Origin of the sequence: Bernardetia aquimarina (assembly GCF_042180575.1) — a bacterium.
Classification (GTDB): Bacteria; Bacteroidota; Bacteroidia; order Cytophagales; family Bernardetiaceae; genus Bernardetia.
Genome location: NZ_CP170094.1, coordinates 1336886 through 1351343, shown reverse-complemented (window position 1 = coordinate 1351343; position 14458 = coordinate 1336886). Strand labels below are relative to the sequence as shown.

General features: G+C 32.1%; 8 protein-coding genes. 5 read left to right on the top strand and 3 right to left on the bottom strand.

Annotated elements, in window-relative coordinates; all coding sequences use genetic code 11:
* The first annotated feature begins 138 nt into the window (after positions 1-138).
* A complete protein-coding gene (locus ACE193_RS05610; RefSeq protein ID WP_375562024.1) occupies positions 139-1974 on the top strand; it encodes an ABC transporter substrate-binding protein in 1836 nt (611 codons plus the stop codon).
* A gap of 28 nt (positions 1975-2002) precedes the next feature.
* On the opposite strand, the gene ACE193_RS05605 is transcribed toward ACE193_RS05610, so the two are convergent.
* Positions 2003-2893, bottom strand: a complete 891-nt coding sequence (locus ACE193_RS05605; protein ID WP_375562023.1) for a hypothetical protein — start codon at positions 2891-2893, stop codon at positions 2003-2005.
* Between the two features lie 660 nt (positions 2894-3553).
* On the opposite strand from ACE193_RS05605, the gene sprA reads away from it, so the two are divergent.
* On the top strand, positions 3554-10948 hold the full coding sequence (gene sprA / locus ACE193_RS05600; RefSeq protein WP_375562022.1) for a cell surface protein SprA: 7395 nt from the start codon (positions 3554-3556) through the stop codon (positions 10946-10948).
* A gap of 89 nt (positions 10949-11037) precedes the next feature.
* A complete protein-coding gene (locus tag ACE193_RS05595) occupies positions 11038-11634 on the top strand; it encodes a transposase (RefSeq protein WP_375562021.1) in 597 nt (198 codons plus the stop codon).
* 231 nt (positions 11635-11865) lie between these two features.
* Here ACE193_RS05595 and ACE193_RS05590 read toward each other — a convergent pair whose 3' ends face one another.
* Both ACE193_RS05590 and ACE193_RS05585 read right to left on the bottom strand, forming a co-directional pair.
* Positions 11866-12450: an IS630 family transposase gene (locus ACE193_RS05590; protein ID WP_375558686.1), complete on the bottom strand. Its 585-nt coding sequence runs from the start codon at positions 12448-12450 to the stop codon at positions 11866-11868.
* A gap of 20 nt (positions 12451-12470) precedes the next feature.
* Positions 12471-12905, bottom strand: coding sequence for a hypothetical protein (locus tag ACE193_RS05585; protein WP_375558687.1), 435 nt, complete (start codon positions 12903-12905; stop codon positions 12471-12473).
* A gap of 92 nt (positions 12906-12997) precedes the next feature.
* On the opposite strand from ACE193_RS05585, the gene ACE193_RS05580 reads away from it, so the two are divergent.
* Together ACE193_RS05580 and ACE193_RS05575 are read left to right on the top strand one after the other, a co-directional pair.
* Positions 12998-13567 (top strand): hypothetical protein, encoded by a 570-nt coding sequence (locus ACE193_RS05580; RefSeq protein WP_375562020.1) that lies wholly within the window; start codon positions 12998-13000, stop codon positions 13565-13567.
* On the top strand, positions 13560-14399 hold the full coding sequence (locus ACE193_RS05575; RefSeq protein ID WP_375562019.1) for a hypothetical protein: 840 nt from the start codon (positions 13560-13562) through the stop codon (positions 14397-14399). The genes ACE193_RS05580 and ACE193_RS05575 overlap by 8 nt, the downstream gene beginning before the upstream one ends.
* Positions 14400-14458: the final 59 nt, after the last annotated feature.

Sequence of the window (14458 nt, the reverse complement as noted above, 5' to 3'; positions counted from 1 at the left end):
AGAGCAGACCGTTTGTAGTCTGTTTTCAGTAAACAGTCTGCCCTTTGGGACTGACCTATTTGTATTTTTCTGAAAAATGTCTAGTAGTATGAGGAATTATATAACTTTGTAACTCACTCTAAAACTCTACCTGCTAAAATGAAATTTTTATTCTACATTTTCCTTTCTATTATTTCCGTTATTTTTCTTTTTTCCTGTAAAACTGAAAAGGAACAAGAACAAATCAATCAAAAAATATTTCGGTATAATGAATTAGAAATTGTCAAAACTCTACATCCACTTTCTATAACCAATGAAGCTGAGAGAAGAATTGTCCATCAGATTTTTAATGGACTTTGGAGACTAGAAAATGACGGAAATTTTTATCCTTCTTTGGCAGATTCTACAACGCAGATTGATAGCTTGACGTGGGAATTTGTCTTGAAACCGAATATTCAACTTCATAGCACTTCTTCAAAAGAGTTTTTAGAAGCAAAAGATGTAGTAGAAAGTTTAACAAATTGGGCGAAAAGTGAAGGAAAAAAGAATATAAATAATGAAAATGAAATCTCTACTCAAACACAGATTTTTAAAGAAATAATAGGAACAGATTATGAAAAGGCATTTGAAATAATCAATGAAAGAAAATTTAGAATACATCTGCAAATTCCTTTTTCGCCTTTGATTCAGTTGTTTTCTTGTACTGAATCTTTGATTGTTCCTACTAAAAAAAGCCGTTTGGGAGATAAATTTTCGCCTGTTGGTTCAGGGGCTTTTTATGTTGATTATTTTGAAGATAATCGTAAAATTACGTTGAAGAAAAATCAAAATTATTTTCACAAGACAATCAAATTAGATACGCTTCCACTTTTAGATGAAATACACGTTTATTTTTATCAAAACCTTGAACATATTGCCTACAAAGTTTTAAATGATGAATTAGATTGGCTTCCTTCAACACAACAAACTCAAAACGTTTTGCCTTTTATTATCCAAAAAGAAATACAAAATAATAGTAAATCAAATAATTCTGAGATTCAAAGTAAAGAGTTTGTTTCAAAGTTTATTCGATTAGATTCTTTTCCTATTCTTCAAACGGCAGGTTTTGAGATTCAAATTTTAGATACTTCTGAGGTAGAATTAAATGCTAATTTTTTTACAATTCAGTCTTTTCGACAGGCTTTGAATATGGGAATTTATAGAGAAGAATTTAAAAAGATTTCGTCTTACTCTTCGCCAGCTCACGAGGGAATTTTTCCGAATATTCTACCAAAAAATACGCAGAATAAAGCAGATGGTTATTATTTCCATCCACAAAGAAGCAGAGATATTTTACAAAAAATAGGTTTTGATTCTACGAATGTTATAAAGGTTTTTGCAGAAAAATACGATACAGTTTGGGTAAATCTAGCACGAAAACAATGGAAGAGTCTAGGAATAAATTCGATTTTGTACCTAGATAATATTAATAAAAATAAGGCTGATTTAATTGCAACCACTTTTAAGGCTTCTTTTGCAGATGAGAGTTTTCTGTTTTGGAAGTATTTTGATATACAAAGTTATAGTAATTTTTTAGTGGAGAAAGAAGGTTTTTTAGAGTTTGAGAAAGAAGAAACTAAAACAGTAACCCAAACAAATAATCAAAATGATTCTAGCAAAATAAGTTTTATTAATAAAGTTGATAAAAACGATTTATTTTCCATTAAAAAACTTCGTTTTGATTCTCTTTTTATAGAATATCTAAAACAAAAAAATGAAATTGAAAGAGAGTTTCTAACCAATCAACTCAAAAATAAATTGATTCGTTCTGTGCCATTTATAGAAATTTTTCATCTCCAAACGCATCAAATTAGACGTTCTTATATTGCCGAACTTGTTCCAAATGCGTTAGGGATTTATCATTTTGATAGATTGGATAAGTCATTTTTAGAACCTGCAGAGCTTATTAGAGAAGATTATATGTACGAGGAAGAATCAGTTAGCAGTGAACAGTAATCAGTTACCAGTTAATTTCAAATAATTTTTACTCTATATTATTTTTTTCTACTTGAAGTACAGAATCAAGTTCTGCAAGTGTATAACAATTGTAGAGTATATAGTTGTCATAGTGTTTATATTTACCTAAGTGTTTTTTATCTCCTGCTCTGCTAGTATCTCCTATCGGTAAAAATAGGTTCGAGTATTTTTTTTCAATGACTTTTATTTGTAGAAAATCCCCTAATTCTACAATTTTTTGCAATGACTTTTCAAAATTTGATGAGTCACTAATTTGTTCTAAACCTTTCTTTGTATTTCTATATTTTATTTTTTTTGTTATAGATACATAATTAGTAGAATCAATTTCACTATAATCATATCTTTCTAAACGAGAATGAGGAATATAAAACCCATTTATGATTTTTTCATCACGATAATAGTCAATCATATCATAGTTAGAATAAAAAGAAGTATGAAGACTATTTCCCTCTTCTACAAATAATAATTCATATTCAATTTCAAATGTTATATAACCTCTATTTTCCTCAGTAGAGTCTATCCAAAATGTACAAGCGTCATGAGTTGGATAAATATCAAATATAGATAATCCCAAACTAGGATTTTCATGTTGTGTAGCTATAGGAATCCATTGTGAAATTCCATTTATCCATCTTTTTTCAAAAGTAGTTTCAAAGTAATACTCAAATTCTTCATCATCTATTTCTGGGAAAAAGAAATCTCTCGCTCCTTGAAACTCTATTCTCCACCTTGCTTCGTACTTATCACATCCTTCTTCCTCACCTAAATATGTAGATGTTTCATGCTTAATTTCATCATAAGATATTATTTTCGTTTCTAACATTACTTTATTATCCGAACAAGAAACAAAAATAAGCAACCCCAAAACTGTAAAAGCTATATTTTTTATAAAGTTCATTTTCTAATTTTATTTCGTTTAATTTTTTGACAAAAATACATCAAATAATCTTTCTTTTTGGAAGTTATAGTTTTAAAATAAAACCAAAAACAGACGAGTAGAGTTTTTTGTAATGGAAAAAGAAGGTTAGTAAACTCTTAAAATTGATACAATTACTTATAATCATTTTGAAATCTGTGTTTTTTTAAGAATATTTGTATTCCCTTTCCTCTAAAATTTTTGATAAACATATAAAAACTCAAATTATATAACTCAAGCAAGAAAATATAGTATAAAAATTATATAATATATCTAGTCAAAAATTATAACTTCAAAAAGCAAATATAAGCTGGTCAATTCCTCTATGAAAAAAATCTACTTTTCTATTTAATTGTTTTAGTCAATCTTTTTAAACTCTTAGTAATAAGTTATCTAATTCTACAAAATCTGAATTTTGAATTTAGTTTGTTTTAAATTCTAAAATGCTAATTTTGTAATTGGCTTATTATTTATAGTGCCTTTAATTTTCTGTGTTACTCTAAATCAAGTAAAAATTTGATGTATCAAGTTTTTAACAAAAGAAAATTATATAAAGACAATTTTGATAGAAATTCTATTTCAAGTTATAAAATGAAATAGAGTAAGATAAAAATACGATAACTCTTTTAGCTACAAATATTTATGCAGCGAACCCATTTCGCCCACTCGTTTTATAGTTTATATTTGCTTTCTGCAAATTCTATATATTTTCGTTTTCTTATTCCTAGTATCACTACGTTATGTGTTTTTTGTGGTATTTCTATTGCAAATATTGCTTTTGCTCAAGATACAACTGTAGTAAATAATATAGATTCACTTCTATTTTATGACCAACAAATAAAATCAAGTTCTACCGAAGGAGAAACTCAAAATCCGATGTTAGAGCCTGATTTGTCTTCACCACTTTTGCAGCTTCCAGACCCTAGAAGTCTTGATGCTGTTTATCGTTTGGATGAAACTGGAGAATTTTATGATGTTTTGCGTCGTGATGCTCCGAATTCTTATACTCCGTTGGGTAGAATTTCGGTAGAAGATTATACAAAGTTGAAGACCTATTATGATGATGTTGCTTATTACAAAGAAAAAATACAAGAAGAAAGTGAAGAACAAGCAGCGACGACAAGTTCAGTTCCTAAAATTGAAGTTGCTTTGCCGTCTGGTTTGGGAAGACTTTTGGGAGGAGATAAAATTGAAATTCAGCCTACTGGTTCGGTACTTTTAGATTTTGGTGGAAAGTGGCAACGAATTGATAATCCACAAATTCCTGTTCGTCAGCAACGCAATGGAGGAATTAATTTTGATCAACGTATTCAGTTTTCAATTTTGGGAAAGCTAGGCGAAAAAATGCAACTCAATGCCAATTTTGATACAAAAGCTGCTTTTCAATTTGAAAACAAATTTAATCAAGGTTATACAGGCTATGAGGAAGATATTGTTCAGCAAGTACAGTTTGGAAATGTAAGTTTGAATACCACAAATACACTCATTACAGGAAGTCAGAATCTAATGGGTATTACTACTCGCCTTCGTTTTGGTAAACTTTGGTTGAATACATTGGTAGCAAATCAACGAGGAGTTTCTGAAAGTATTACGATTAGAAATGGAGCGCAAGGACAAGAATTTGAAATCCGTGCAGACCAATATGAAGCCAATCAACACTTTTTCTTAGGACAATTTTTTAGAGATAATTATGAAGAGGCTCTTCGTGCTGTTCCAAGTATAGTTTCAGGAGTCAATATTACTCGTGTAGAGGTGTATGTTACTAACAGAAATAACGATACCGAAACGCTTCGAAATATTATTGGTTTTATGGATTTGGGAGAGGGTTCACCATTTAGAGAACGTTTTGCAGGACAGGGAGGAGCAGCAAGAAATGGAGCAAATAATTTGTATCAGCAAGTAAAAGATTTGACTAGAACACCTGACCAACTGACACAACTTTTAGAAAGTGGTGCATTTAATCTTGAAAATGGAACAGATTATTCTTTTCTTCGCTCGGCAAGAAAATTAAGTAATAATGAATTTACATTTCATCCTCAACTCGGTTATATCTCATTACAACAACCACTTAGAAATGACGAAATTTTGGCTGTTGCTTATGAATATACGTACAATGGAGAAGTTTTCAAAGTAGGAGAGTTGACAGAAGATTATCAAAATAGAGATGCAAATTCAGCTATTTTTATGAAATTATTAAGTCCTCCAACAATTCGTACCGATTTGCCTTTGTGGGATTTGATGATGAAAAATATTTATTCTCTTCAAGCAACACAGTTACGTCAAGAAAATTTTAAGTTACAAGTTATTTATCGTGATGATATTACAGGAATTGATAATCCAAGTTTGCATGAAGGAAGAAATACAGAAGATATTCCACTCGTTCAGCTTACCAATATGGATAGATTGAATCCAAACCTTGACCCACAAGTAGATGGAAATTTTGATTATTTAGAAAATATTACGGTTCAGTCTGACCAAGCACGGATTATTTTTCCAGTTGTTGAGCCGTTTGGAGATAAACTTCTTACTTATTTTGACCCAGTCGATGAAGTCCAGTTTATTGATAAATATGTCTTTCAAGAACTCTACGATGGAACTCAAGCCGATGCTGTTTTGTATGCCAATAAAAGTAAATATTTCTTGAAAGGTTCGTATCAAAGTGCAGGAGGAAATGAAGTAGTTTTACCAGGGATTAATATTTCTGAAGGTTCAGTTATGGTGCGTGCAGGTTCGGTAATGCTTTCTGAAGGTGCAGATTATACGGTTGATTATCAATTCGGTAGAGTAAGAATATTGAATGAAGGTGTTTTGGCTTCTGGAAAAGACATTACAATTCAATATGAAAGAGCTGATTTGTTTAGCGTTCAACAGCGTAATATCATGGGATTAGATGCTGAATATATTTTGAATAAAGATGTGAAATTTTCAGCAACACTTTTACATTTGAATGAACGACCAATTATTACTCGTGTTACGACAGGACTTGAGCCAGTCAGAAATACGATGATAGGAGCAACAGCAAGTATTCAGAAAGAATCAGGATTTTTGACAAGAATGGTCGATGCAATCCCAGGACTAGACACAAAAGAAAAATCAACGATTACTTTTAGAGGAGAATATGCACAGCTAATTCCAGGAGAGAATAATGTAATCAAAAGAAACGGAGGAGAAGCAGCTTCTTATGTAGATGATTTTGAAAGCAGTGAAATTCCGTATGACCTTACTCGCCAACCTGTAACGTGGAAATTGGGAAGTACACCTCAACTTTTCCGTCCAGAAAATGGCTTTGATTCATTGAATTATGCGTATAAAAGAGCTAAACTTTCGTGGCATACAGTTGATGTAACAGCATTTTTTACAAGTGGACTTGTCGATCAAGTTCCTGATAATATTACAGACCAAGACAAACAAAATCATTATGTTCGTCAAGTAGAGTTTAATGAAATTTTTCAACAGCGTGATAATCAACAAATCAATCCACCAGAAATTACATTTGATTTAGCCTATTATCCATCTTATCCAGGACAATATAATTACAATCCAGAGTTAAATGTAGATGGAACACTTCGCAATCCAAAAGAAAATTTTGCAGCGATTACAAAAGGAATTACGTATAATGTAGATTTTGATAATATCAATGTTCAGTATATTGAATTTTGGCTAATGGATCCATTCATTCAAAGTCAAAATGGACGTGTAGAAACGCCAGATGGTGCAGGAGTTTCGAATACCACAGGAGGAAAGTTTTATATTAACTTAGGAAATATTTCAGAAGATGTAATTCCTGATAGAAGACATGGTTTTGAAAATGGCTTGCCAGTCAATGATGCAGATTTGAATGATGTAGAAGAAACCGATTGGGGACGAGTAACGACACAACAATTTTTGACAGATGCTTTTTCAGCAGAAGAGGGAGCAAGAGCAAAGCAAGATGTAGGACTTGATGGACTTAGCGATGAAGACGAACGTTTTTTTTATAGAGATTATTTAGCAGCCGTTCAGCCACGTTTGAGTGCAGCAGCTTTTCAAAGACTTCAAGCAGACCCTTCAAAAGATAACTTTAGATATTATTTAGGGGGAGACCAAGATGATGCAAATCGAAAAATCTTAGGACGTTATTTTGATTTCAATGGAACAGAAGGAAACTCACCTGAAAACTCGGGAACAGCTTCTTCAACAACATTGCCTGATAATGAAGATTTGAACCGAGATAATACACTTTCAGATTTGGATGGATATTATCAATACGAATTGGATTTAAGACCAAATCAGTTGGAAAGTAATAAATATGTAGTTGATAAAGTAACTGTTGAACGCAATGGTGATAGAGTAAATTGGTATCAATTCCGTATTCCGATTCGTGAATTTGATGATAAAATTGGAAGTATTGATGGCTTTAAGTCTATTCGTTTTATTCGTTTGTTTATGACAGATTGGGAACAGCCTGTGGTTATGCGTATGGCACATTTTCAGTTTGTGGGAGCGCAATGGAGACCTTATTTTGCTTCGTTGCAAGATGAAGGTTTGGCTCGTCCTGTTGAACCTTATGACCCTAGTTTTATTATTTCTACTGTTAATATTGAAGAAAATGGAAGTGATGCAAGTCCTAATTCTCAAGGAATCTCGTATGCCGTTCCACCGAATTTTCAGCGTGATACTGACCCAACTTCTATTACTCAAGCTCGTCTAAATGAACAATCTATACAACTTTGTGTAGAAGATTTACAAGATGGAGATAGTCGTGCAGCCTATAAAAATATTATTTTTGATTTTGTGTTTTATAAGCGTTTGAAAATGTTTTTGCACGCAAATAGTGCAACAGCACAAAATGGAGATGTAACGGCTTTTTTACGTTTGGGAACAGATTTTAAAGAAAATTACTATGAAATTGAAGTTCCTCTGACAATGTCGGCAGCAGGTTCTTCGCTTCCAAATCAAATTTGGTTACAAGAAAATGAAATCGATTTGCCTTTTGATGCTCTTTATGATACCAAAACAGAACGAAATGCAAGTGGACTGAGCGTAAGAGTTCCGTATGAACGAATTTTTGAAAAGTATAAATTACGAGTAGTTGGAAATCCAGACCTTAGTAGTGTTCAGACAATTATGATAGGAATTCGAAACCCAAAAACAGAGGACGAACAGCCAAAATCGGTTTGTGTTTGGGCAAATGAACTCCGAGTAACTGACTTCAATAAAGAAGGTGGCTGGGCGACAAACCTACAATTACAAACCCAACTTGCTGATTTTGCTACCGTAAATGCAGCTTTACGATACAGTACGCCATTTTTTGGAGGAATTCAAGACCGAATTTCTGATCGTTCTAGAGAAACAAATTTATTTTATGATGTTTCTGCTGCTACTCAATTAGATAAAATATTTTTGAATCGTTTGGGGATTTCACTTCCTTTATTTGTAGGTTACGAACAGACACGAATAACACCACTTTTCAATCCTCTTGACCCAGATATTCGATTAGAACGTTCACTAGAAACTTCTTTTGATAATGATGCAGCACGGAGTGATTATAGAAAGTTGGTGCAGGATAGACTCACAAGGCGAAGTATAAACCTAACCAATATCCGAAAACAGCGAGTAAATCCAGATGCAAAAGAGGATTTTTGGGACATTGAAAACTTTGCTGCTTCGGTTTCTTATACCGATTCGAAGCGTTCGAATATTCGTTTGGCTACTGATGAGCTACGAGAAACTAAAGTTGGTTTGGTGTATAATTATGGTTTTGATGTAAAACCGTTTGAGCCATTTAAGAAAAATGAATTATTGAATGCGCCTTATCTCAAATTTATTAGGGATTTTAATTTCAATTATCTACCCAATAATATTACAGTTGCAGGACAAGTAAACCGTCGTTTTGCCAAAACACAATATCGAAATGCCCAACTCAACACAGATGGAGTTTTGCCATTCTTTCAAAAATCATTTTTCTTTGATAGAAATTATACCGTTCAATGGAATTTTACCAAAAGTTTGTTAGCTGATTATAATGCTACGGCTTCAGCAATTATTGACGAGCCAGCAGGAGAACTCAACACACAAGAAAAACGAGATTCGGTTTGGTCAAATATTCAATCTTTGGGTAGAATGAAGTTCTTTTCACAAGCCACAACATTAAATTATCGTGTTCCTTTGGATAAATTCCCAGCTATTGATTTCTTGAATGCAGATATTCGTCGTTCTTCCAATTATACGTGGACAGCAAATGCCGTTGGAGTTGCTGATACGCTTGGTAATATGGCAAGAAGTAGCAGTCAGTTTTTGATAAATGGACAAATTGATATGCAGAAATTGTATAATAAAAGTCCGTATTTGAGAGAAGTAACTGCACCAAAACGAAAAGGTAGGGATAATCAAAATAATGCTACTTCTCGTCCTACCGAATCGCCAAAACAAAAGCGTTTGGAATATAGAATTAAGAAATTTAGAGATAAAAAAGAACGAAAAAATAAAGTTCGAAATATCAAATTAGATAGACTTGTCGATTCTGTTTTGATAGATACTATTTTAGTTGCTCAATTAGATTCTTCAAAACAAGAAAAAATCAATGAAAAGTATGATAGAAAAGTTGCGAGGATAAATAAAAAACAGCAACGCATTGAAGAAAAACTAAAAGCAGAAATAGCAAATCAGAAAGGTAAAAAAGGAGGTTCTTCTGGTGGTGGAGTTGGTGAAGGTGCAGTAAAAGCACTTTTATCTGTCAAACGAATTACCTTTAATTATTCTGTCAATGGAAATACAATGCTTCCAAATCTTCTGACAACACCGACTTATTTAGGACTAGACCAAAACTTTGCAGCTCCTGGAGTGCCGTTTGTTTTGGGAAGCCAAAGCCGAGATAATATTTTGGATATGGCAAATAATGGTTATTTATCAAGGTCGGCATCACAGACAAATCCGATTGTTCAAGATCAAGCCAAAACGTTAAGTTTACGACTAGATATAGAACCATTGAAGGATTTTCAGTTGCAGATAGAAGGACAACGAACACAAGGCGCAAACTATTCAGAAGTGCTGCGTTATGACCCTTTTACAGATGATTATCTTTCAGAAACTGCTGTAAGAACAGGTAATTACAATATTTCATATTTTAGTTTGTCGACAGCCTTTACTGGCGATGATGAGTTTGGAAACTCTCCTTTGTTTGATGATTTTATTGCTAACCGAGCAACTGTAAAAGCTAGTTTGGATGCTGAAAATCAAGCAGGAAGTTATGATTTGGGTTCGCAAGATGTTTTGATTCCTGCATTTTTGTCTGCTTATTCAGGTAGAAGTACGACCTCTGAATTTCCACGTATTCCATTACCAAATTGGCGACTGACCTACAATGGTCTTACTAATTTAGAAGTTTTCAAAGACCGTTTCCGTTCTATTAGCATTACTCACGGTTATCAATCTACGTATGCAGTTGGTAGTTATACGTCTTCGCTTTTGTATGATTTCTCTTATCTAAACTTAGGAATAACAGAATACAATGTTCCTTTGGCTGACCTTGTCGACCCAGAAACTGGCGATTTATTACCTGTTTTTGTGGTAAATCAAGTCAGTATTACAGAGCGTTTTAGCCCACTTATCGGAATTAATATCCGTACTAATAATGATATTACTTTCCGTTTCAATTTCAATAAAGACCGTACACTTTCTTTAAATCTGTCTAACTCACAGCTTGCCGAACAGCGAAATAATGACTTTGTTTTTGATGTTGGTTTTGTCAGAAAAGGCGTAAAAATTCCATTTACGGATGTGATCTTAAAAAATGATTTGACGTTCCGTTGTGCTGTTACACTTAGAGATACAAAAGTGATTCAGCGCAAAATAGATACTGATGGAACACAAGACAGCGATTTTACAGGTGGAAACTTCAATTTACAGTTCAAACCAACGCTTGCCTACATGGTCAATAAGCGTGTAAACTTGACAGCTTATTTTGATAGGGCAATTAATAAACCACGTTTGAGTAATTCGTTTCCTCGTTATAATACTGCCTTTGGTGTGCAGGTTAGATTTAATTTGGCGCAGTAGGATATTTCCAAACCTATAAGGTTTTCAGAAACCTTATAGGTTTAAATCATTAAGTTTGGAGCTTTTGCGTTTATTTTTTATTTTTAGAAATGAAATATCAAGATGCTTTCGAAGCTGATACATTTTACCACGTTTTCAATCATGCTGTGGGAAGTGAAAACTTATTTCGTAATGATGATAACTTTCGCTATTTCCTCAAACGTTACAACCATTATATGAGTCAAGTTTGGGAAACTTATTGCTATTGTCTGATGCCAAATCATTTTCATTTTTTAGTGCGTATAAAGGAGGAAAGCGAACTTGCTAAACTTCCAAAATACAAAGGAGACACACACAAGCTAGTAATGCAACACCTTAGCAATTTTTTGAATAGCTATGCTAAATCTTATAACATAAAATACCAACGAAAGGGCGCACTTTTCTTAGATTTTACCAAACGCAAAGCTGTAAGAGAAGAAAGCTATTATACTACGCTTATCAATTATATTCATCAAAATCCTGTTCATCATAAATTTTGCAAAACTACTGATGAATGGATATATTCATCTTATGATGCTTTTTTATCACAAAAATCTACCAAAATAAAGAGAGATGAAGTATTAGACTGGTTTGGAGACAGAAAAGCCTTTCAAGAATTTCATAAAGAACACGCAGCAGTATTAAAAGAAGAACTAGAGTTTGAATAGACAACAAACCTATAAGGTTTCTGAAAACCTTATAGGTTTAAATTTCTTTTCCTCGTTATAATACTGCTTTTGGTGTGCAGGTAAGGTTTAATTTGGCGCAGTAAGGTTTTTGAATGTCATATACATGGAGCATTAGAAAATTGATAATTATTTTATATATTTAGGTTTTAAGTAGTTGCTCATAACAATTTTGTTATTTTTGATTTTCTCTTATTAATAATGCTATTTTAATTAAGAGGGTGCAAAATTTATAGTATATTCTTTTTCTTTTCCAAACTGAGCTAATATATCTAAAACAGCCTTTTGGAGCGTTTTCACATTTGTCCAAGCTGCTATATCTAACCAATAATGCTTAATATGTTTCCACAACATTTCAATATAATTTAAGTCTGAACAATAAGAAGGAAGGAATTGAATAAATACATTTTTTTCTTTCCACTTTTTTATTGCTTTATCTACTTTATGATTGCTGTGAGAGGTCGCTCTATCTAAAATCAAGAGTATTTTCTGCCCTTTTGCTCGTTTTTCAATAAAATTATTTACACAAGCAATAAACGTATCTGCATCCATAGATTGATAGAATTCATAAAATTCGCTTTCATTATTAGTTCGCATAAATCCTAAGATATTTGCTCCTCTAGCACGGTTGGCAGGTAAAAATACTTTTTTAAGCGTCTCCAAAGTCTTTTCTTGCCAACCATACATACTATTAGGATTTAGATGAAAACTACTCTCATCACTAAACCACACTTCTACCTCTCCCTTTTCTTCTTCTTTTAACCACCAGTCAAGCTCTTTCTTAAAAAAGTCGTGCATCCACTCATCTCGTTGAGATTTTAGCGATTTTTGTATTCGTCTCCAACTCCACTTTTTTTTTTAAGAAAACGTTTTAGAATAGAAGGATTAGTTTCAATTTGATGTTCTTTTTTCAATAAAACAACGGTTCTTTTTAAATTTTGAGGTGTTTGTTTTACAGCTTCTAAAATAATTTCTGCATTTTCAGTAGCTAAACTACTTTGAGAATGAGCCATGTTTTTATCTAAAAGCCCCAAACAGCCCATTGATTCGTACCTATCAAACCAACTTTTTATACTATTTTCACTCACATCAAATTGTGCTGAAAGCTCCTTAATAGTAAACTTATGTTTGGAACTCAAACAAATTGAACTAAATCGTTTACGTTCTCTTGGTAAGAGTTTTACATCACTACTAGATAAATAACGACGAAGTTCCTGTTCTTGAAAAATACTTAGGGGAGCTATAAAACGCATCAGAAATATAAAATTGTGTTTTTTGAAATAAAAAATCAAATCTAACAAAATTGTAGCATATAACTACTTAATGTATCAATCAATAATATTTTATGCCTGAAAAACCAAATAAAAAGATAGTTGATAATTATCATATATACGAAAAAGTTAGACATGAGAGTAAAGAAATAGATAGAGCAAATATATGTTTGATAGATAAAAAAAATAAGGCAAATGCTAAGATAGCGACTTGTAATGTAAAAAGTGTTCAAGTTGGTGATTTAGAATTGCTTATAGAAGCTAGTAAAGATTATACGAAGAGATATGGCTTCAAATTAATGTCTAAAACAATATGTCCTCAACCTTTTTTTCGATTTGATGCTTCTGGAGGGGCGCATAATAATAATTCTCCAAACACGCCTCTTTCTAACAGACAGGTTCGTACTCCTCATTTTCAATATTATGATGATTTGGGTCATAATACAGCTTATCAAACTGATGAATTGAAGAATTCAAAAGTAGTTGCAGAAATAGAAAAAGACATTAATAAAGGAGTTGAATTATTTTGTGAAGAAAGTGTTACATTTACGGATAATATGAGCTATCCATTTATTGAAAGATATGATGGAGTTATTTTTAAAACAAGTAATACAGACCCTCTAAAAAATATCAATTTTGAATAATCATATTGAACTATATAATTTGGTGAAAAAAGATTTTTGTAACTTGTTTAGTTTTAAGTTACATGAATCTACTCTTGAAATAATTACTCCTCTTGTTACTATAACAGATAAGTTTGTTTCTGTATTTGTAACAGAAAGAGGAAATAGATTAATTGTAACTGATGGTGGTTGGATTAGTCAAGAAGTTTACGGTAATTCAATTTCCTCTGAAGATATAGAAACAATTTCTGTTATATTTCAACAGTATAAATCTTATTATAATATTCAAGAAACAAAGGCTAATAGTGATAGTACAGATATTTTTTATTATGTTCCAATTGATATAAAAAAAGTAGAATTGTTGTCTGCTGCTGTTTTTGATGTAGCCAACTTTATAGTAGGAATTGTAAATAGTCATTCTTTATCTTATAGGGAAAAAAAAGAAAAAGAACAGAGAGATAGGTTCAAACATGACACCAATAAGCTATTAAAGAATATTTATAAGGATAGTTTTAGTAGTCATCAAAATATAGGCATACAAGGAGTTACCTATAATGGGGTAATAAAATATAGAAGTAAATTGTATTTACTAGAGTATATTACAGGTTCTACAACTAAATATTTTCAACAAGATGTAAGAAAAGCAACTATTAATTTTCAGTTAGTTGAGGAAGTTGATTACATATTTAGACAGGTTGAAAGTAGAATAGCTATAATTAACGATGATTCTAGTGGGTATCAAAATAATGGATTTCCAATTGTTTTACAAAAACATTTAGAAAAATCTACAAGTGATTTAATATTCAGAACAGAAAATGATAAGATATTTAATATAATACCTTCTTTAAACTAGAGATATATAGTCAACCTCCGTGTTCTGTGGCACACAGAACACTCACAACAATTAATTTA